Origin of the sequence: Rothia sp. HMSC064D08 (assembly GCF_001809525.1) — a bacterium.
Taxonomy (GTDB): Bacteria; Actinomycetota; Actinomycetes; order Actinomycetales; family Micrococcaceae; genus Rothia; species Rothia dentocariosa.
This window is the reverse complement of the sequence record NZ_KV797894.1, coordinates 1-20,430: the sequence shown is the minus strand read 5'-3', so window position 1 is coordinate 20,430 and position 20,430 is coordinate 1. Positions and strand designations below refer to the sequence as shown.

The following is a 20,430-nucleotide window of genomic DNA, read 5'->3' as shown; positions in this document are numbered from 1 at the left end:
AATTCACCGAGGCTAGCTTCTCTAGGGCGAACTTCACCCAGAACGCTAACTTCTCCGCAGCGAACTTCACCCAGAACGCAGACTTCTCCGAGGTAAAATTCACCAGGTTCGCTCACTTCTTTAGGGCGAAATTCATCGGGTACGCTAAATTCTCCGCAGCGGAATTCACCAAAAACGCTAACTTCTCCGCAGCGAAATTCATCGGGTACACTAACTTCTCCGCAGCGAAATTTACCGAGGCTAGCTTCTCTAGGGCGAAATTCATCGGATACGCTAAATTCTCCGGGGCGACCTTCACCCAGAACGCAGACTTCTCCGCAGCGACCTTCGAAGATAAACCAAAATTTGAATACACGCTAGATAATAAAACCTATAAAGCGAGGTTCTCCTATAAGGCCGAACCGAAAGATTATAACTTCGAGGTTTCGTATGATAGCCCCTACAAAATCGAGACCGAAGAACAAGAACATAACGGCGTTAATTTCACTATCCCCAAAGGTGCGACCCTCTTCGATCCAGACGAACCTTCTGAGCAGGAAGACAACGGTGACAGTTAACGGTATACCCACATAAAATGACAGATTAAATTTCCTTGCAAAAAAGAAAATCACTGACCCTTAGGAGTACATCAAGATGGTAGAAACACCAAGAGATAATGAAGAAACCAACACCACCAACCCTGCTGGTAAAACTGAGAACTTTGTTAGTAAGCACTTTGTACGACTATTAGTCTGGCTCGCAGTTAGCGGTGGCGTTCTGGCAATTTTTGGAACCTGGCTACTCTACGTTACAGGTTTGACTGGTGAAACCGATGCGAATCTTCGCCTTCACATCCTCTATGTCACCGGTGGCACTATTGCTGTTCTGGGACTCGTAGAAACGCATCGCAAAAACACAACAGACAGAATAAAAGCAGAAGCCGATATTCAGAACTATCAGGCATCGCAAAGTCACCAGTCAAAGACACTCGACGAACAAGCTCGTCAGTTTACCGAAACCATCGCAAAAGAACGCGAAAAAATCGAGGCAGATAAAGCCAAAAATGATCAAGACCATATAAGACAAGTACATGCAGAGCGACGCAGTCGCTACACCACAGCAATTGAGCAACTTTCTAGCGATAAAGCATCTATTCGTCTTGGCGGTGTCTACTCTCTCGTGGGGCTGGTAGATGAATGGTTAGCAGATGAAAAAACTATCCCTGATATTGAGAAACGCCGCAAAGAAGGCCAAGTCATTATCAATAACCTGTGCGCCTATATCCGCTCACCTTTCCTTCTTGCAGAACGTGCTGAGCAACTAGATAAACCCTACGCAAAAGATCTACAGAATGACTTCGACGGAGATAAAGAAAAATTCAATGCTGATAAGCAAACCTTTAAACAACACAAAGCAACTTTAGAAGAAGAACGCCAGGTACGCCTAAGCATTATCAAAGAGATGCATGAGCATCTACACGATGCCGAAAAACCAGGCCCTTGGTCAGGTTTTGATTACGATTTCTCAAACGCCCATTTCTTCTATCCTATCGATTTTGTCTACAGTTATTTTGGTGTTTTCTCGAATTTTTCCGGGGTGACCTTCACCGAGGACGCTAACTTCTTCGGGGCCGAATTCACCGGGAGCGCTGACTTTAACGAGGCAACTTTCACCGAGCGCGCTAACTTCTCTGAGGCAACTTTTACTGGGGGCGCTTACTTCTCCGAGGCAAAATTCACTAGGGCAGTTTTCTTCAAGGTAACCTTCACCGAGTACGCTAACTTCTTCAGGACGAATTTCATCGAGAACGCTGACTTCGCAAATACAACTTTCATCAAGGAAGCTTACTTCCCGGGGACAACTTTTACCAAAGGGGCTTTTTTCTTCGGAGTGATCTTCGCCGGGCACGCTAATTTCTCCAATACGATTTTCGCTGGAGCTAATTTCTCCGGAACAAGATTTACCCAGGGAGCTTACTTCAACGAGGCAATCTTTATTTGGGATCCAATATTTATATCTACCGCACTATGGGGCATACCACTCTATAAAGCGAGGTTCTCTCATAAGGCCGAACCAGAAGATTATAAATTCGAAGTTTCGTCTGATAGCCCCTACAAAATTGAGACCAAAGAACAAGAGTATAACGGCGTTAAGTTCATCATCCCCGAGGATGCAGAACTCTTTGACCCGGACGAACCTTCCGAGCAGGAAGACAATAATAATACCTAAAACGTATTATTTCTCGTCTTCGTCCCCATCATATAACACATATGCGCCCTCTCCCGTAAGACCTGATACTGTAGGATGTCGCTTTAAATATTCAATGGCGAGTTCAGCATCTGTCTCATAAACAGCATACTCGGGGTGGTCTGCACGGAGACCACTATATATTTCTTTCTGAACGTCCCAAGAGGGAAACTCCCCTCTCTCCATGCGATAAATAATCGGGGACAGTAATTTTGAAACGTACTTATCATCTGAATACATATAAAAATTACACAAGAAATCACCGTTTAAATCACGGAACTCAACATGCTCCGTATGACTATTAGCTGAATATCCTAAATATTTCCATCCATCCACATTTTGGTAATAAATAATATTTTTTGCAGAACCTAGATATTTAACTATGATATACGTATCATAAACCTCAAAGTAATTAAATTCTTCACCAAGATAGCTACGAGTAATGAAATAAGTGATCGTCGCTATGAAAATTACGAAGAATATATTCTGTCTACCGCTTCCATCAAATACTAATACAGCATTTCCTATGGTAATGAAAACCAAAAACAAAGAGATAATAAGCCACAAATACTTAGGAAACCAACGAGGCCTGTACCTCTGAGGATTATCTTCTTCCTCCACGTAAGAACGTGCTATACCGGCTATAACTATAACTAAAAATAGGAAGAATATTACAACACATATCGCTTTAATCACAAAAATCACCTATTCGCAATTATAGCATATATTGCATTTTTCTAGATCTTTCTATAAAATTAATTCTTTCTATACCCTACCCAAAACATATCTGCTGAACTCTCACAGTACTTCTCCCAAATACGCACCTTGGGTGTATTACATACTGTGGGCATGTGGGCTTAATTGCCGGAATTCACGATGGAGCACAGCATGCTAGGCACGTACTACATAGGCTACGAAGACATCAGAAAGATTGCCTTCACCTGGCAGGGTTTACGTTGGGGGCTCGCGCAGGGATACATCAGCCACGCAGATATTCTGCGATACGCATCCGACCGGCTGAAGGAAGACTCCAGCGACCTGGAATACGAGCTCTACCAGTGCAAACCCGAACACACCTACCGGGTTGATGGGATTCTGGCCGAACTCGCGCGGCACGAAGACTCCCCTGAACTCACCGACCCCCGCCACGCGCTCTGGCTGTACCTGCTACTCAAACATGTGTATGAGCACCGCAAGAACTTTGACGACCCGCTGGGCGAGGTAGAAATTCTTTACGCCGATTTTGGCTACCCCGAGGACGTGACCCCGTTCGTGCGATACATGCCCCCGACCGACTATGACCCTTCAACGTACACTCACCAAGAGAACATCGACAGACTCTATGCTCTGTGGGAAGCATACTTACGTGAGGCTAAAGTCCGTTTTGAGGGATAACAGCCAAAACTTGCCTGCCTATTCAGAAGAGTTTTTTGCATTCAGAAGAGCTTATCGCTTCTGAATGCAAAAAACTCTTCTGAATAGAAACGACGCTTCGGCAGGCAGCCCTAATACCGCTGCCTTTCCGGTGCCGCTGGCATACACTTAAGACCATGTACCGCATCATGACTGTCTGCACCGGAAATATTTGCCGCTCCCCCGTGGGCGAGTACCTGATTCGTGAGCACGCGCGCCAGGCGGGGCTTGAGGTTGAGGTCGCGTCCTCCGCCATCACGGACTACGAGATCGGCAACCCCATCGACACCCGCGCCGGGCGCATACTCACCGCGCGCGGCATCGACCCCAGCGGGCACCGCGCATCCAGATTCGTTGCCGAAGACTTCGACCGCTACGACCTGATTCTGGCGATGGACACCCCGCACTACCTGCACCTGAAACAGCTTGCGCGCACCGAGGACGACAAAGCCAAAATCCGTATGATGCGCTCCTTCGACCCCGCAATGGCGGGCAAAAACCTGGACGAGCTGGGCATCTACGACCCCTGGTACGGGCAGATGCGCGACTTCGAGTACACGACCGAGCTTATCGACACCGCAGCGCGGGCGCTGATCGCCGAGCTGAGCGCAACCCCGCAGGAAAACTAGCGCATGGATGTGTGGAGCATAGGTTTCGGCAACGGCTACGAAACCAACGACGTTGAGGAAATTTTCGAGTTCTGCCTAGAGACGTACCACGAACTCACCCTGCCGCCCACCGACGAAGACGGAATGCCGCTCGATACCAACGCCCGCAACGACGCCGCATTACCGATGATCATCGGTATCGACGGGCGCAGCGGAAGCGGCAAAACAAGGCTCTCCGAGCTCCTAGAGCAGTCCTTATCTGCCGAAGGAATCGGTGTGCGCGTGCTCAACCTCGACTCCATCTACCCCGGCTGGGACGGGCTGGAAGAAGGCACGAAAACGTGGCAGAAAATCTCGCGGAACCTGCGCAACGGCAAGCCCGCCAGCTACCGAGAATGGGACTGGCACGCGGATGCGCCCGGCCCCAAACACACGATCAACCCCGCCCAGGAGACCGTCATCATCTGTGAGGGCGTGGGGGCAATCACCGGAACCTGCGATGTTCGCATCGTGGTGAAGGCACCCGACGAACTGCGCTACAGGCGGGCAATAGACCGCGACGGTGAGACCTACCGCCCGCACTGGGAACGCTGGGCGGCGCAGGAAGAAGCCCTCTTCGCCACCTACTCCGCCAAGTATGCGCAGGCAGATTTTATCTACCGCACGGCGTAGCCCTCTGCCCTGCTGTTTGCTGTACCCGTGCTTACCCTCCCCTGATACAAAGAACCTTGTTCGTGAATAAAGAGTTAGAAATCCAGCTTTATTCACGAACAAGGCTTTTTATGTGCCCAGCGGCGGCAAAAAGTTTAGCGCACACGCCACTTACGCCGGATGCGCGCATCCGCTAGACTAGAAAAGTTGCGTCTCCAGCTGGGTGTATTCGGCGCCGTTACGCGTTCATAAACCTAGAAAGCACTCTACCCGTGTCTTCGTCACAGACTACCTCTCAGCAGGGTTATGAGCACCCTGATCACGTTAAAGTTTCCTTCGGTATTCCCGCCCCCGTTATCGTCACCCTTGCCGCGCTGACCGCTATCGCTCCGCTGGGTATCGACATGTACCTGGCCTCGCTGCCTACGGTTGCCCGCGAGCTCAACACCACCGACGCCGCCGCATCTATGACCCTCAGCGCCTTCATGATAGGCATGGCACTCGGGCAGCTTATGATCGGTCCACTCTCCGATAAAACCGGCCGCCGCAAACCGCTTCTGATCGGTTCCGTAGTCTGCTTTATTGCGACCGCACTGTGCGGATTCTCGCCCAGCATTGAGGTCTTCATTGCGGCGCGTTTTCTGATGGGCTTCAGTGGTGCTATCGGCGCAGTACTTGCCCGCTCCATCGTTGCAGATACCACCAAGGGGCTGGCAACCGCCAAGCTCATGGGGGTCATGATGATGATTAACGGGTTTGCCCCCGTGCTGGCGCCGCTCTTTGGCGGGTGGGTGCTGTCGTGGGGCACATGGCGCAATATTTTTCATGTGCTCACCGTAGTGACCGCGCTGCTCATGCTCGCCGTGATTTTCATTCTGCGCGAGACTCTTCCCGCTGAAAAACGGTACAAAGGTACCGCGCTGAGTGTCTACTCCGAAATCCCGAAAGTGTTCAAAATCCGCCGTTACATGGGTTTTTCCCTCACTATGTGCTTTGCCTTCGGCGCAATGTTCTCGTATATTTCGGGTTCCACTTTCGTGCTCCAGAACATTTTGGGTCTCGACGCCGGGCAGTTTACTCTCGCCTTCGGGGTGAACTCCCTGGGCATTGTGGCGATGAGCTCGCTGGCAACCGCGCTGGTTGGTCGTATCGGTCAGCGCGTGATCGTCAATATCGGCGTGATTTCTCTTCTGACGGTCTCAATCCTGTTGACTGTCTCATTCGCACTAGGTATTTCGCTGTGGCCCACCCTGATTCTGTTGTTCTGCCTCACCTGTTCGGTGGGTCTGATTTTTGGTAACTCCTCGGCGCTGGCTCTGAACGAGGCACGCCATATGGCGGGCAGCGCATCCGCCGTGATGGGCACGATTCAGGCGCTTCTGGGCGGACTTGCCGCGCCCCTGGTTTCGCTGGGCGGCGAGGGTTCCTATATGCCGATGGCGTTCTCAATTCTGGGCTTCGCACTGATGACCGCGCTTGTGCTCTTCACAACCCCGCGTAAGGACGCCGATTATGCGGCAGACGGCGGCGAAGGCGGGCGCTAGTGCTTCGCATCGAGCGTGTTAAGACGTTGATACCCAAGAAGCGGGTTTTTGCCGAAAAGGTGAGAAAATATCACCTTTTCGAGCGAAAATCCGCTTCTCGGCGTATTCGCGCAGGTAGCTGGTATCCTGATAAATCCTAAGATTTTTAAGGAGGCTGACCGTGAGCACTGACGAAAACCTCACAAGTGCAGAGATCATCAAACGGTTCAACCACTTCTACGACTGCTGGCTGGATTCGATCACCGTAACCTATGCAAAGGGAACAGCTGTTCGTCTGCGATTCTGCGCGGTGGACCGGACCCATGTAGACGGCGGCTGGGAGAAGGCCGCTACCGACGACGTCTGGCGGCACGTCACCGTAACCCTGGAAGATATTTCGGACTACCGGGTGCAAGGCTCGTTCATCAGCATATGCAGCGGGGTTCATGTTCTCGAACGGGACGGCAAAATCGGGCTCGATATCGAAGGGGACAACGACAACCCCGAAACCTTCGAGGACATCGCCGAGGCAGACATATACTTTATCGCCGAAAACGCCACCTGGGAGCTGGGCCCGCTCGGCGTGCACTGCTGTGAGGGCACGTGAGCCACTACACTGGAAACATGACTAGTTCCGTGATACTCCTAAATTCAGAGAACCCGCAAGGCGTTGCCGTAGACCCCACCCAGCCGCTTATCGGCGTGGAAGACCAAGGATTTACCCGTGGCGACGGCGTTTTTGAGACCATGCTCGCCGTCAATCGGCAGGTGCGAAAACTTGATATGCACCTCACCCGACTCGAATCTTCGGCGCGTATGCTCGACCTGCCCGAACCTGACCTGCACCAGCTTCGGGATGCACTGGCAAACCTTCTCGCCCAGGCCGTGCCCGGCGCCCACACGGAACTCGGCGAAGAGCATATCGTCAAAATCATTATCTCGCGCGGGCTGCCGCATGCCTCTGCGGGAATGCCCGCCGGGCCGTACACGCTGCTAATCGCATCCCCGGTACCTGAAACTACCGTGAACCAGCGGCAGAACGGGGTGAAGGCCATGCTGCTGCCGCGCGGGCACGACCCCGCCGACAACACCGCATACCCGTGGCTGCTGGCGGGCGCAAAAACCCTCTCATACGCGGTGAATATGGCGGTGCTGCGGTACGTTCACTCCCACGGCGCGGACGACGCAATTTTTATGACCGACAACCGCCGCATTCTGGAGGGGGCAACCTCATCGGTACTCATGGCGCGCATTGAGCACGGGAAGAAAATGCTGTACACCCCCGAACCGAACCACGGGATACTGCCCGGCACCACACAGGGCGCCATTTTTGAGGCGGCGCGGCGCGACGGTTGGGAGCTGGGCTACGGCCCACTGTACCCGCAGGACCTCTTTGAATCTGACGGGGTGTGGCTCGCCTCCTCGGTGCGTCTGCTCGCCCCGGTCACGCATCTGAACGGTACGGCGTTAGCGCACGATGCGCAGCTCACGCACCGGTTCTTGGAATACCTGGCACAGGGCTAAGGTACAGGGCTAGCGGCGCAAGGCTGATACTTGCGCCGCGCCTTTACCCCGGTTTTCAGGCCCGGAGTACCTAGCGGCAGCTTCAGTGCGGCTACTGCCATAAGAAACGCAAGGTTCCTAGTCCCAGCGAAACCCCGTAGGCGCACGCCACGATAACGGCGGCGGCAACCGCAACATACGCATCACGCCGGGAATAGGTAGGCACGCGTGCCCAGGAACGTTTGCCGGTGCCGAAACCGCGCGCCTCCATTGTGACCGCAAGGCGCGAACCGCGGCGAATTGCCTGTACCATGAGCGCGAAGGCCTGCCCTGCACCGGTTTTGATGCGCCCGAGCGGGCCCTGACCCGCGCCTAGCCCGCGTGCGCGCCGCGCCTGCCCCAACGTATTCCACTCCCCAAACAGGATGCCGACAAGGCGTAACGCCGCCAACGCGGCAAGCACGAAACGGGCGGGCAGACGGAAAGTTTGTGCAAGCGAATCGCCCAGATCGGTTGGGTCTGTTGAGAGCACAAACGCGAAGGTCGGCAGAATCATCGCCAGGGAACGAATCATCATCGAAAACGCCGCCGCGAGCGACCCTTCCGTGATGGTGTTCAGCCCAAAATCAAGCAGGACGGCACCGGTTTTATTGACAAGAATCGCCACACTCCAGCCGGTGGTCAGCACCGCGATCAGGATAGGCCAGCTGCGCGCCAGCAGGTTCACCGGTCGAAACCCAACCGCAATAAACCCCAGCAGCTCCAGCCCAAAGATGATAGCCGCAGTTACCGGGTCTTGAATGAGGATTGCCGCAAGAACCAGCACGCCCGCAACCACTAATTTGACGCCCGCGTTAAGCCCGCCAAACCAGCTGTTACGCTCGGCACTCGGCCCGAAAAAATCGGTATTCATGCGTTAATTCCCTTCCTGAAAGCCCCGGTCTGCGGACTCATGCGGCAGGCTTTCGAGCGTGATGCTCCGCCCACCCAAAGCCGCCGTAAATTCGAGGTCGTGAGTCACCGAGATCACCGCAACCCCCTCCGTGAGAAGCCCGCGAATCAAGCGCACCAGTTCGCCCCAGGTGCTCGCATCCTGACCGAAGGTCGGTTCGTCAAGAATCAGCACGCGCGGCGCCGTCGCCAAAGCGGATGCAACCGACAGCCGGCGTTTTTGTCCGCCCGAAAGCGTGAACGGGTTGGCGTCTAAGAGCCCGTCTAAACGCAAGCGTTCGGCGAGGGATGCGGTGGCGGCGGCAAGCGCATCCTCATCAATTTTTTCGCGGCGCAGGGCGGCGAGGCGGCGCGGCCCGAGTTCGAGTTCTTCGCGCACACTGCCGCGCACGAATTGGTATTCGGGTTCTTGGAAAACGTAGCCGATGCGCCCGAGCAGCTGGGCGGGACTCCAGGAGGGAATATCCCAGCTGGCGGCTATTTTCTCGCGAGTGAGGGAGCTTTCTGCTGTTGGGTTTTGGTCGAACTCGCGCAGGGCTTCGTGCGCATGCAGGGTTCCGTTGGGGGCGTAGAGGAGCCCGGCGAGAGTGAGTGCGAGGGTTGATTTTCCGGCACCGTTGGGGCCGAGAATACTCAGGTGCTCGCCTTCTCGAATGCTCAGGTTAATGCCCCCGCGCAGGGCAGGAATATCCAGGGGCACGGGTGCGGGTTCCAGCATGGTTTTGAGCTGTCGTCGGCGTGCCCGTAACTGTTTTTTGCTCGGAAATTCCCGCGTAATCGCAAGGTTTTCGGCGCTCAGGAGTATGCGCCCGCTCGGTGCCGCCACGGCGGCGGGTTCGGGAACATACCTGGGCACCCACACGCCGTTGGCGATGAGGGTTTCGCGGGCTTGGGCGAGCACGGTTTCGGGCGCGCCGTCGTGGGTGATGCCTCCGTCGGCACCGAGCACGATAACGCGGTCCATATGCTGCGCCCACACGCCCACCCGGTGTTCGACGACGATCAGGGTGGCACCGGTTGCCGTGACCGCCTGCACCACAGCATCGCGCACCTGTTGAACGCCTTCGGGGTCGAGGTTCGCGGTGGGTTCGTCGAGCAGGATTGCACGCGGGTGCATCGCCAGGATTCCGGCGAGTCCCAGGCGTTGTTTCTGCCCGCCCGAAAGCGCATTTGTAGGATGCTCATGCGGCAGGTAGTCGAGCCCGACGGCGGTGAGCGCGTCGTCAACGCGCGCCCAGATTTCTTCGCGTGCGACCGCAAGGTTTTCGGGGCCGAAGGCTACGTCATCACCCACGCGGGCGAGCACGACCGATGATTCGGGGTCTTGCTGCATGAGTCCGATGAGTCCGCGTGCGTCTTCGGGGGCTACGCCGTCGATGCGCGCGTTGCCGCTTTGGCTCTGCCCGTCGTGATCGTGCAGCACCCCGGCGATAGCGTGCAGGAGCGTTGATTTTCCTGCGCCGGAGGGCCCCAGCAGCAGTACTTTCTGCCCGGGTTCGATGCGCAGGTTCACGTTCGAGAACGCGGGTTTTTCACGCCCGGGGTGGTGCCAACCGAAGTTGTGAAGGTCGATTGCGGCACCGCGGGCGGGCGCATCGGGGGCGGTACTGTGGGGTTCGATCATGGTTGCACCCTGGGTTGCGGATGGTTCAGGATGTTCCGCATTTGAGGGTTTGAGCGTTGAGATAGGCTGTGACATACGCCTGCCTGCCCGTTATCCGCGTGCGGTACGTGCCTGCACGCCGGAGGCCAGCGAGGCGAGTACCCCGGTTTTAGCGAGCGCTTTCGTGAGTCCCCAGGAGAGTACCCCGGCGAGCACAATTCCTGAGACGACCGCACATACCACGTAGGTGACGGCTTTGAAGATTTCCATGTCTGGGTAGTAGATGATGATTTCGTTGACACCCATGAAGAGCCCGCTCAGTGCGCCCGCGAAGGCTGCTGTGCTGAGGTTCCAGACGCGGTATCCGAACACGGCGAAGGCTATTTCCGCGCCAATTCCCTGGAAGAATCCGGCGATGAGGATTGATTGGCTCCAGGCGCCTCCGGTGAGGAATACGGAGATGACGGCGGCAACGATTTCGCAGTAGAGCGCGGCGCCGGGCTTGCGGATAAGGTACCCGCCGAGCACACCGGCGAGCAGCCACATACCGGCGACGATGGGTCGGTATTCGGGAACCGCCGCGAAGAGCGTTTTAGTGGCGGGGTCTACGGCAATATCCCAGATCCAGAAGATTACCGCGCAGGCGGCGGCGACCACAGAGACGATGACGATTTCATTGACCCGCCAGCTGAGGCGAGATTTTTGAGACATATTTTCCTCCCATGATTGGAAGGGGAACATCCACACCCGTTGCGGGTGGGGTGTTGAGAAAACATATTTCGACTCCCTACGCCGGTACTAACCGGATCAGGTTCGAGGGTCTGCGTTGCACTCTCAGCGCCCGTCTGCGGCGCTCCCCTGTCGTGTTGCTTCGAGAGTTCGAAGCTTATAAACGTTTACATTCTATGCTGTATGAGTCGTTTTCTGTGAGTTCGTTGAGTTTTTGAATCGGTTTATGACAAGAACGTGTGGCAGGTCGGTAATATGATTCCTTGATTTGCCGCTGGTATACGCCTTTCAGACCGGCAATACTGTGCTTTTTCTCACGTTCTAGAGTTTTTACCCCGATTTTTCGTGTATGCGCGCGTTAAAACAGGTCATGTTCTCTGCATTTGAGCCGTAAAGCCGATAGGCTAGGGATAGTCACTTCTGATTTTTGAGGAGAAGATATGAACCCCGTAGCAAAGATTGCTATCACCGGTGCCAATATGGCAGCCGCCGCCCTGACAAGCAAAGGTCTTGGCGCAGCGTGGAAGCGTGTGACCGGTAACGAACCTCCTACCATCGGCCCCGAGTCCGAAGACACTTTGCGCAATGTTATTGTGTGGACCGTCATCACCTCCGTGGTGGGTGCCCTGGTAAGCGTCGGTATTGCCCGCGCACAGCGCCGTTTCTTCTCATAATTTCACGGTGTAATTTGGGTGGATGCGCCGCCCCGCAGCCTTCACGCTGCAGCGGTGTGCGCATCCTTTCCGATGTGCTGAATAGTCTGCCTGTTCAGAAGAGAATAAGGCGCTCGGCACGCTGGGAGGCGATGCCTACGGCAGTGTCGCCGGGGTAAGCTACAAGACCAGCACCAGATTGAGGGCGCCTAGCTGCGTCTTACACGAAAGTGAACACATCCGTTATGACTAGACGCATTCCCGACCACAGTACCAGCCGCCGCTCGGTTGCATCTTGGGTGCTGTGGGATGTCGGCTCGTCGAGCTTCGACACCATCATGATGACCTTTATTTTTACGGTCTATCTCACCAGCTCTTACTTCGGCTCAACCGAGGATGCATCGGCGGCACTGTCACTGGGATTGACCATTGCCGGGTTCTGTATTGCCTTTTTCGCTCCGGTTTCGGGCCAGCGCGCCGATAAATCCGGTAAAGGTATTTTCTGGTTAGGTGTTAATACGCTTTCTCTGGTGGCGTTCTCTGGACTGTGTTTTTTCGTATTTCCCGATGAAGCGCATCTGTGGCTGGGCGTGATTCTCGTATCTGCGGCGAGCGTATTCAGCGAATTTGCGGTCGTGAATTACAACGCTATACTTCCACGCATTTCAACCCCGAATAATATCGGTAAAATCTCGGGGATCGGTTGGTCGGCGGGGTATGTGGGCGGCCTAGTGGCCCTAATTATCGTGTTGTGGGGCTTCGTACTTGAGCCTAACGGGCTGCACCTGAGCACCGACAACGCCTTCAATATTCGCGCAGTGGCACTGTTCTCCGCCCTGTGGTGCCTGATCTTCTGCACGCCTTTGCTAATTCGGATGCGCCGCCGCGAACGGGTGCTCCCGGAGGTCCTTCCCACAGGTGAACTCAGGTTCTTAGAACGCGGCCTAGCCAGGCTTTCTCCGGCACGCCAAGGCGGTCTTTTTGCAGCCTACAAGGAGCTGTGGCGCACCATTATGCGGCTGCGCACCACGGCACCGCAAACCCTTTATTTCCTGTGTGCCAGCGCTATCTTCCGCGATGGTTTAGCCGGTATCTTCACCTTCGGCGGCGTGCTGGCGGCTGGTTCCTTCGGGTTCAGCACTTCGGATGTCATTATTTTCGGTGTTGCCGCCAACGGTGTTGCCGCCGTAGGCGCGGTGCTGGGCGGGTACCTGGATGACTATCTGGGGCCCAAAAAGATTATTATTTTCTCGCTGGTGGCCATCCTAATCGCCGCCGTACCCCTGCTCTTGTTCCCCTACCCCATGACCTTCTGGATTTGCGCACTCATTCTCGCGCTTTTCGTGGGGCCCGCACAGTCCTCGTCGCGTACCTTCTTGGCGCGCATCGCCGATCCCGGTACGGAAGGTGAGCTCTTCGGGCTATATTCGACGACCGGGCGTGCAACCAGCTTCTTGGCGCCTATGCTGTTCGGGCTGTTTGTCACGATTTTCAACGCCCAGGTGTGGGGTATTGTCGGCATTATGATCGTGGTGTTGGCGGGTCTGCTCATGACCCTGCCGTTAGAATCGCCACAAGCGCTTCACCTGCGCAAGGCACGCCGCGCCGAAAAGAAAGCGGCCAAGGCGGCGCAGCGGTAGTTCTTTACTCGTTCCCCTTAACCCGCACCCCTTGACCTGCGGGTCTTAATAACCCGCGAGCAGATAGCAATTCGCTATCTGCTCGCGTATTTATTGGGTTTTTTAGTTCGAGTTTTCTTCGGTATACAGCGGATCATCTACGGTGCGCATCGTGAGTATGCCGCTTTCAGATAGCTGCTCAACAACCTGGCGATGCGCATCCTCGGGCAACCCCTCAAACAGCTCGCGCATAACTTCGTAGTGCTCCCGAACCGTCAGTTCGTGAGCGGCGTTAATCCAACATTCTGCCGCGAATGCGGAAAGCTCATCCAGTGAATCTCCGTGATGCAGTAGGAATCTTTCTCCATCCACTAGGTACCCGGTGGTGCCGAACATGCGCTGAAGAACCTGCGTGCCGTTGGGGTATACGTTCGGCAGGCGGTCGGGCACCTCAAAGGTCTCGTATTCGTCCACTCTCTCGGAGTTCGGGAGCACGGCATCCTCGGCGAGAAGTTCACGCACGAGCGGCTCAATATCTTCAACCTCGGAATACACCAGCCGCCATACGCCGCCGCACTGCTCAAACAGGCGAATAATCGAGAGCACACCCTCGGGGTTGAGCGCCACGCCGGAGGTCTGCTCGGCAATCGACATGAGCGCATCCCCCAGGCTCACACGCTCAAGATAGGGTTTCGTGGACTCATCAGTGCGCCCCACTATGACAACGCGAGCGGCTGTATAGCTCGTATCCTCACAGTCCGCCGCGTTCAGACCCAGCTCCACAGGGTTATGCTGTTCCTTCGGCTCGTCATCAGAAACAACCAGCGACAGCGGCTTCGGGTAGGGGGAAATCTCGCGGTCGGCACCCACGATCGTGGTTTCGTCCGTCAGATAGGTGAATTTCTTCCCCAGATACTGCGCGGCGGTCGTCTTTCCCCGCCCCGAAGCACCCACCAGCACCAGCGCGCGCTTCGTAGCGGGGTCGCCAATGGCGGCGGCGTGCAGCATAGTACGCTTACCCGCCAACTGCTGAATCATCGCAACCGTCAGATTAGACGTCAGGGTCTCCAACGCCTGCTTCTCGTTCTGAATATTAAGAATCTGCAGAATCCCGAACGGGTTCACCAGGTCGGGGTGCTCATCAAACAGATTCACGCTCCCGTCCGTGAGCACAATCGCGTGCGCCACAGACTGGGTTGCCTCAAGGGCATCATGCACACTATCGAAGAGGCGCGGGGATAGACTCCCCCAGGTTTGTACGATCTGCTCGCGCAGCGCATCGGGAACACCGGGACCAAAAATAACCTTCAGATCGGCACCGGCAGGGCTTAAAGCCATTGTCTTGAACGACAAGGTATCTCCTTGAAAAAATCATGTGGACGGCGACTAGTCGCCAGATTTCTCAACGGGGATCTCTGTACGGTGAAAGTTCAGGTAGCTGCGCGATGCGGTCGGCCCGCGCTGCCCCTGGTAGCGGTTTCCGTATGCGCCGGAACCATACGGATGCTCAGCCTCGCTAGTGAGCCGGAAGAAACACAGCTGACCGACCTTAGACCCGGGCCACAGCATAACCGGCAGGGTCGCCATATTAGACAGTTCCAGGGTCACGTGCCCTGAAAATCCGGGGTCAATGAACCCCGCAGTTGAATGGGTCAAAAGCCCCAAACGCCCGAGTGAAGACTTACCTTCCAGGCGAGCCGCCACATCCGCCGGCAGGGTCACCTGTTCATAGGTGGAACCGAGCACGAACTCGCCCGGATGCAGAATAAAGGGCTCGTCGGGGGCAACTTCCACCAGACGAGTCAGTTCCTCCTGCTCCTGCGACGGGTCAATATGCGGGTACTTATGATTGTCAAACAGACGGAAAAAGCGGTCGATGCGCACATCGACGCTCGCCGGCTGAATCATCGAATCGTCAAACGGCTCAAGTACGATACGGCCGTCAGCAATTTCTCGTCGAATATCGCGGTCTGAAATAAGCACACTCTAAGGATACCGACTCCAGACTCCATACTTCACCATTGCTCAAAAAGAACAGCCGACAAATCAAAAATAAAAATCTGCGGCAAAGTGTGCGAACCGGGGCAGCACACGCTACACTAGGTTAAGTCCGTTCACGGATGCGCGGCTGTAGCTCAATGGTAGAGCGCACGCTTCCCAAGCCTGATACGCGGGTTCGATTCCCGTCAGCCGCTCGTATAAACCATAAACCCCTAGCTTCTGTTAGGGGTTTTCGTGTGCCCAATCTTAGACGTGAATCGCTTCCAGGCGCGGATTTGGTACCTCGCTCGCTCGGAATCCGCACCCTCCAGCCCGTCAGCCGCTCTTAAATGCTCTGGTATTTGCCAGGGCTTTTTTATTTTCCTCAGCTAGCCCCGCGATAGAAATGATCGAATTTACAGTAAAGTCTATGTGTGTAAAAGTACGTCAATAATCTTTTTGTCAGGAATATTATGAATAATTCCCCCATACCTGCCCCAGAAAATAAGGTCTTCCCCACCGGTAAATACCCGCAATATAACGAAACAACTGAAGAGGCCATTGCAGAAACCCGGGCCATGATGGATGGAGTGCTGGCATCCCAACAGTACAGTTCGCCTCAGGAACTTTTCGAGGAACTTGATACCAGCGGCGAATATTCCTAATTTTCAACCAATGACGCTGATTCAGTAGTCATTTTCTCTCACGAGCAGAGCAATAAAAACGCCGCCAAGAACCGCGATAAAGGTTGTGTGCTAGCCTGAGTGGGAAACATCTGCGTGTGCCGCATCGTCGCAAAATCACCGCAACGCCCGCATGAGCGCGCAGGAAACGCTACTTTCACAGTCGAATCGTGGTCCCATGACAACCAACAGCACCGCCGAAACCGCCACACCTTTAGACCTTTCGCTGTATCTGGTCACCGGCGAAAACCCCGTCGAAACGGTGCGGCGGGCACGGCATGCCACTTGCATACAGGTGCGTTCCAAACCCATCAGCGCCCGCGACCTGTATGCCCTTGCCGAAGAGATTGCGCGTATCGCACTCCCCCACCAGAAGATACTGATTGATGATCGGGTGGATGTTGCCCTCGCCCTGCGCGCTCGCGGGGTGCGCATCGACGGGGTACATATCGGTCAAGACGATCTGCCCGTCGCCGATGCCCGCCGTCTGCTGGGCGAGCACGCCATTATTGGTCTCACCACCGGCACTCGCGAGCTTGTTGAGCGCGCTAACACCGTTGCGCACCTGATCGATTACATTGGTGCTGGGCCGTTCCGCCCCTCCCCGACCAAAACCTCAAACCGCCCACCTCTGGGTATTGAAGGGCTGCGTGAACTTGCCGAGCTTTCGAAGGTTCCGGTGGTCGCTATCGGCGATATTTGGCCGCAAGACTGCCCGAGCATCCGCGAAACAGGGGTTGCCGGGGTTGCAATGGCACGCGCCTTCGTGGAAAATCCGGAATTGCAGGCATAATCATGGCAGAAGTTATTACCGTGGTGGGCGGCGGAATTATCGGACTGACCACCGCCTTTGAACTCACCGAACGCGGCCAGCGGGTGCGCGTCTATGACCCAACCCCCGGCGAGCGCGGCACGGGCGCCAGCTATTTTGCGGGTGGAATGCTCGCACCTATTGCCGAAGTACAGTTTCAGCAGGATGCACTTTTCCCGCTCATGGTCTCCAGCGCGAATGCTTACCCTTCGCTCATGCGCAGGCTCGCTGCGGTGACGGACGCGCCCACCGGCTACGATACGACCGGCACGTTGGTGGTGGCGGGTGACCGTGCGGATGCGGCGCATCTGCGCGATGTTTCTGAGTATTACCGTTCGCTCAACCGCAGTGCCGAGGCGATTCCCGTGAGCCGGGCGCGTGCCTTAGAACCCGCGCTTGCCCCGGATTTGGCGGGTGCAGCGCTGATTGAGGGCGATCATCAGGTGGCGCCCCGGCTGTTTTTGCAGGCTCTCGTGAAGGCGTTGAGGGCGCGCGGGGTCGAGTTTGTGCGTGAGCGTGTGACGAACCCGGATTTTGGGGATATTGTGTGCACCGGTTTGGGCGCGGCGGAGCAGTATCCGCTGCGACCGGTTTACGGCGATATTCTGCGTCTGCAGGCGCCGCATCCGCTGGTGGAGCACGTGGTGCGCGGGTTCGTGAACGGCCGGTCCATTTATGTGATTCCACGGCCTGGCGGTGAGGTATGTATCGGTGCGACAAGCCGCGAGGATACCCGCACCCGCCCCGGTGTGGACGGCGTGTATCAACTACTCAAAGATGCGATCCGGGTGGTTCCTGCGGTGGAGGAATGCGAGCTTATCGAGGCGAATGTGGGGGTGCGCCCCGGAACCCCGGATGATCTGCCAATCTTTGGTGACCGCACCACGGCGACCGGGCGGCGGCAGCTGATCTCGAACGGGTATTTTCGGCATGGAATTTTACTGGCGGCTCTCGCTGGGAAAGCCGGTGCGGAGGTTTTTTTGGGTGAGGATATTCCGCCGGAGTTCGCGCCCTGTTCACCGAAGAGGTTTGAGCGCTGATACGCGATTTTGCTACTCCATACCGCCAGTTTGTGCACCAGAAACGAGAGGAATAATCCATGAAAATAACCTATAACGGCAAATTATTAGACATTTCTACCCCGAATCTTGAGGCGCTGATTCTCCAGCAGGCGGGCACCGATCAGGGTGTCGCTGTCGCACTCGATGGTGCTGTGGTGCCGCGTTCACGGTGGGCGAGTACCGAAGTGCCCGAAGGCGCTAGGGTCGATGCGCTGACCGCAGTTCAGGGCGGGTAGTGACCATGATTATTGCTGAAAAAGAGTTCTCATCCCGGCTCATTATGGGTTCCGGAGGCGCCACCAGCATGGACCTGCTCGAAAAAGCGCTGGTCGCATCCGGCACCGAGATGACCACGGTCGCGATGCGCAGGCACGCCTCGGGCACCCCCATTTTTCCGCTTCTGACCAGGCTAAATATTGCGCCTCTACCCAATACGGCGGGGTGCCGCACCGCGCGCGACACCGTTATCACCGCCCGGCTCGCGCGCGAAGCCTTGGGGACTGAATGGATTAAGGTCGAGGTGATTAGCGACGAAGACACCCTGCTACCGGATGTGTGCGAGACCGTGACCGCCTGCGAAACACTGGTGGCGGAAGGGTTCACGGTCATGGCGTACACCTCTGATGACCCGGTGATCGCCAAGCGTCTGGAGGATGTGGGCGTCGCGGCGGTCATGCCGCTCGGTTCACCCATCGGTACGGGGCTGGGCATTTTGAACCCGCACAATATTGAGCTGATTTGCTCCCGCGCTACGGTTCCGGTGCTGCTGGATGCGGGGGTTGGCACCGCCTCGGACGCCGCGCTTGCTATGGAACTCGGCTGCTCGGGTGTGCTGTTGGCCTCGGCGGTCAACCGTGCGCAGGATCCGGTGGCGATGGCGCGAGCCATGAAAGCCGCCGTTGAAGCGGGCTATCTGGCGCGAGGGGCGGGCAGGATTCCCCAGCGCGAGCACGCGAAGGCTTCCTCCCCGGCGGAAGGTCTGGTGTCATGGATGTGACCTCGCATGATCGCTCTTCGGTGCCTGATGCACCGCAGATTCTAGCGCCGGAGAGCCCTGCTCAAGTGCAGTATCTCGAAGCAGAGCGTATATCGCGGCAGAACCGTCTGCCCGGTTTCGACCAACAGGCGGTTGCCAATGCGCATGTGCTCGTTATCGGTGCGGGCGGCCTGGGGTGCCCCGTGGTGCAGGCGCTTGCCGCCGCCGGGGTCGGGTCGATTGCGCTCGTTGATCACGATGTGATTGAGCTGTCGAATCTGCAGCGCCAGCCGTTGTTCGGTCTCGCCGATTGCGGTCGGGCGAAGGCTGAGGTTGCCGCGTATCGTGCCCGCGAGATTGCCCCGGCACTCACGGTGACGGTGTATCGGCGGTACCTGGAAGCGTCCTGGATTCTTGACCTGTTCGCCGATGAGAACCCGGCGGTGATCGTTGATTGTACCGATACGTTTGCGACTAAATATTTGATTGCCGATGCCGCCGAGATAACCGGTATTCCGCTGGTGTGGGGGTCGGTGCTGCGTTATCAGGGCAGCGTGAGCGTCTTCCGCACAGGGTCGGCGCATCTGCGCGACCTGTTCCCTACAACTCCCGCGACTCTGGAATCCTGCGCCGAGGCAGGGGTGCTGGGCGCTACCACGGCGGTTATCGGATCGCTCATGGCGACGGAAACACTCAAGTTCCTGGCGGGGTTGCCCACGCTTGAGGGGCGGCTGCTCACCTACGAGGCGCTGAGCGGAACCTTCCAGAATTTTGCGCTCTCCCCAGACCCGGGACGTGTTCCCGTAACGGATCTGAGCGCCTATGACCTGCCGAAAATTCTGCTGGATGTGCGCGAGCAGAGCGAACGTGAAACCCAGGTGAAGTACCCGAATTCTTTGCACCTTCCGCTGTCTGCAGCTACCGAGGATGCAGTGCGCGCTATGTTGAAGTTGCTCGCCGGGGAACGCGTAGGCGTGTTTTGTAAGTCCGGTGCACGCGCAACGAAGTTTATGAAGGATTGGGATGCGGTTGCGGAAGAATACAATATAATGCTGGTTGGTATTTAGTATTTATATTTTCTCTTACTGAAAAGACCCTTAATAATGAATAATCAGCAAAATTTTATTCATTATCAAGGGTCTTTAAATATATAACAATATTGAATGAATTATAGATAGCTTTCATGCATGCTTTATTGGAATAAAACTATGGTTGCAATCCTCCGACAATTAATTTTAGGGTGGAAATGCAGGAATAACCTGCATCACCGATGAAAGGATGCATTATGTCACTCGAAAACACTAACCTTTCCCGCCGCAAGCTCCTCAAAGCAGGTGCCATAGGCGTTCCTGCAGCAGGCATACTCGCCTTCGGCTCCACCCTGGTCACCGCAACCTCCGCCAACGCCATCTCCGCCGACGGCTGGTGGGGCGAAGAAAC

Annotated in this window: 22 protein-coding genes, 1 tRNA gene, 1 pseudogene and 1 riboswitch; of the genes and pseudogenes, 18 read left to right on the top strand and 6 right to left on the bottom strand. The window is 56.0% G+C overall.

Going from position 1 to position 20,430, the window contains the following annotated elements; translation table 11 throughout:
* On the top strand, positions 1–557 hold a 557-nt coding region (locus HMPREF2625_RS02115), incomplete at its 5' end, for a pentapeptide repeat-containing protein (RefSeq protein WP_141745407.1).
* A 76-nt stretch (positions 558–633) separates the two neighbouring features.
* Complete coding sequence (locus tag HMPREF2625_RS02110) at positions 634–2,208, top strand: pentapeptide repeat-containing protein (RefSeq protein WP_070521243.1); 1,575 nt, start codon at positions 634–636, stop codon at positions 2,206–2,208.
* Positions 2,209–2,214: 6 nt separating this feature from the next.
* Here HMPREF2625_RS02110 and HMPREF2625_RS02105 read toward each other — a convergent pair whose 3' ends face one another.
* On the bottom strand, positions 2,215–2,922 hold the full coding sequence (locus HMPREF2625_RS02105) for a hypothetical protein (RefSeq protein WP_141745406.1): 708 nt from the start codon (positions 2,920–2,922) through the stop codon (positions 2,215–2,217).
* 192 nt (positions 2,923–3,114) lie between these two features.
* On the opposite strand from HMPREF2625_RS02105, the gene HMPREF2625_RS02100 reads away from it, so the two are divergent.
* The 6 genes from HMPREF2625_RS02100 to HMPREF2625_RS02075 all read left to right on the top strand — a co-directional run bounded on the left by HMPREF2625_RS02100 (position 3,115) and on the right by HMPREF2625_RS02075 (position 7,945).
* On the top strand, positions 3,115–3,621 hold the full coding sequence (locus HMPREF2625_RS02100) for a DUF2247 family protein (RefSeq protein WP_070521260.1): 507 nt from the start codon (positions 3,115–3,117) through the stop codon (positions 3,619–3,621).
* A gap of 167 nt (positions 3,622–3,788) precedes the next feature.
* Complete coding sequence (locus tag HMPREF2625_RS02095; protein ID WP_238382403.1) at positions 3,789–4,268, top strand: low molecular weight protein-tyrosine-phosphatase; 480 nt, start codon at positions 3,789–3,791, stop codon at positions 4,266–4,268.
* Between the two features lie 3 nt (positions 4,269–4,271).
* Entirely contained in the window at positions 4,272–4,919 is a 648-nt protein-coding gene (locus HMPREF2625_RS02090) for a nucleoside/nucleotide kinase family protein (protein ID WP_083295592.1), read from the top strand.
* Between the two features lie 251 nt (positions 4,920–5,170).
* Positions 5,171–6,442 (top strand): multidrug effflux MFS transporter, encoded by a 1,272-nt coding sequence (locus tag HMPREF2625_RS02085; protein ID WP_083295591.1) that lies wholly within the window; start codon positions 5,171–5,173, stop codon positions 6,440–6,442.
* A gap of 160 nt (positions 6,443–6,602) precedes the next feature.
* On the top strand, positions 6,603–7,028 hold the full coding sequence (locus HMPREF2625_RS02080) for a regucalcin (protein WP_070521236.1): 426 nt from the start codon (positions 6,603–6,605) through the stop codon (positions 7,026–7,028).
* A gap of 17 nt (positions 7,029–7,045) precedes the next feature.
* Positions 7,046–7,945 (top strand): aminodeoxychorismate lyase, encoded by a 900-nt coding sequence (locus tag HMPREF2625_RS02075; RefSeq protein WP_070521233.1) that lies wholly within the window; start codon positions 7,046–7,048, stop codon positions 7,943–7,945.
* Between the two features lie 91 nt (positions 7,946–8,036).
* Here the strand turns inward: HMPREF2625_RS02075 and HMPREF2625_RS02070 are convergent, their stop codons facing one another.
* From HMPREF2625_RS02070 to HMPREF2625_RS02060, 3 genes are all read right to left on the bottom strand, one after another.
* Positions 8,037–8,837 (bottom strand): energy-coupling factor transporter transmembrane component T family protein, encoded by an 801-nt coding sequence (locus tag HMPREF2625_RS02070; protein ID WP_070521230.1) that lies wholly within the window; start codon positions 8,835–8,837, stop codon positions 8,037–8,039.
* A gap of 3 nt (positions 8,838–8,840) precedes the next feature.
* Positions 8,841–10,499: an ABC transporter ATP-binding protein gene (locus HMPREF2625_RS02065; RefSeq protein WP_070521250.1), complete on the bottom strand. Its 1,659-nt coding sequence runs from the start codon at positions 10,497–10,499 to the stop codon at positions 8,841–8,843.
* Between the two features lie 90 nt (positions 10,500–10,589).
* Positions 10,590–11,189 (bottom strand): ECF transporter S component, encoded by a 600-nt coding sequence (locus HMPREF2625_RS02060; protein WP_141745405.1) that lies wholly within the window; start codon positions 11,187–11,189, stop codon positions 10,590–10,592.
* A 56-nt stretch (positions 11,190–11,245) separates the two neighbouring features.
* Positions 11,246–11,348: riboswitch (TPP riboswitch) on the bottom strand.
* 299 nt (positions 11,349–11,647) lie between these two features.
* Here HMPREF2625_RS02060 and HMPREF2625_RS02055 point away from each other — a divergent pair.
* Complete coding sequence (locus HMPREF2625_RS02055; RefSeq protein ID WP_004006001.1) at positions 11,648–11,881, top strand: DUF4235 domain-containing protein; 234 nt, start codon at positions 11,648–11,650, stop codon at positions 11,879–11,881.
* A 224-nt stretch (positions 11,882–12,105) separates the two neighbouring features.
* Positions 12,106–13,500: an MFS transporter gene (locus HMPREF2625_RS02050; RefSeq protein ID WP_013398519.1), complete on the top strand. Its 1,395-nt coding sequence runs from the start codon at positions 12,106–12,108 to the stop codon at positions 13,498–13,500.
* 102 nt (positions 13,501–13,602) lie between these two features.
* Here HMPREF2625_RS02050 and HMPREF2625_RS02045 read toward each other — a convergent pair whose 3' ends face one another.
* Positions 13,603–14,832 carry a hypothetical protein gene (locus HMPREF2625_RS02045; RefSeq protein WP_246826583.1) on the bottom strand — a complete coding sequence of 410 codons (1,230 nt, stop codon included), beginning with the start codon at positions 14,830–14,832 and terminating at the stop codon, positions 13,603–13,605.
* 33 nt (positions 14,833–14,865) lie between these two features.
* Positions 14,866–15,462, bottom strand: a complete 597-nt coding sequence (dcd, locus tag HMPREF2625_RS02040) for a dCTP deaminase (protein WP_070521221.1) — start codon at positions 15,460–15,462, stop codon at positions 14,866–14,868.
* Between the two features lie 141 nt (positions 15,463–15,603).
* Here dcd and HMPREF2625_RS02035 point away from each other — a divergent pair.
* The 8 genes and pseudogenes from HMPREF2625_RS02035 to HMPREF2625_RS11020 all read left to right on the top strand — a co-directional run.
* Positions 15,604–15,674 (top strand) — tRNA-Gly (locus tag HMPREF2625_RS02035).
* A 258-nt stretch (positions 15,675–15,932) separates the two neighbouring features.
* Positions 15,933–16,124 (top strand): hypothetical protein, encoded by a 192-nt coding sequence (locus tag HMPREF2625_RS02030; RefSeq protein WP_070521218.1) that lies wholly within the window; start codon positions 15,933–15,935, stop codon positions 16,122–16,124.
* Positions 16,125–16,320: 196 nt separating this feature from the next.
* On the top strand, positions 16,321–16,935 hold the full coding sequence (locus HMPREF2625_RS02025; protein WP_070521215.1) for a thiamine phosphate synthase: 615 nt from the start codon (positions 16,321–16,323) through the stop codon (positions 16,933–16,935).
* Positions 16,936–16,937: 2 nt separating this feature from the next.
* Positions 16,938–17,993, top strand: a complete 1,056-nt coding sequence (gene thiO / locus HMPREF2625_RS02020; protein WP_070521212.1) for a glycine oxidase ThiO — start codon at positions 16,938–16,940, stop codon at positions 17,991–17,993.
* Positions 17,994–18,052: 59 nt separating this feature from the next.
* A complete protein-coding gene (gene thiS, locus HMPREF2625_RS02015) occupies positions 18,053–18,250 on the top strand; it encodes a sulfur carrier protein ThiS (RefSeq protein WP_070521209.1) in 198 nt (65 codons plus the stop codon).
* A 5-nt stretch (positions 18,251–18,255) separates the two neighbouring features.
* Entirely contained in the window at positions 18,256–19,011 is a 756-nt protein-coding gene (locus tag HMPREF2625_RS02010; RefSeq protein WP_070521247.1) for a thiazole synthase, read from the top strand.
* Positions 19,002–20,057, top strand: coding sequence for a ThiF family adenylyltransferase (locus HMPREF2625_RS02005; RefSeq protein ID WP_070521204.1), 1,056 nt, complete (start codon positions 19,002–19,004; stop codon positions 20,055–20,057). The genes HMPREF2625_RS02010 and HMPREF2625_RS02005 overlap by 10 nt, the downstream gene beginning before the upstream one ends.
* A 218-nt stretch (positions 20,058–20,275) precedes the next feature.
* Positions 20,276–20,430 (top strand): annotated as a pseudogene (locus HMPREF2625_RS11020) (peptidoglycan-binding protein); the annotation flags it as partial.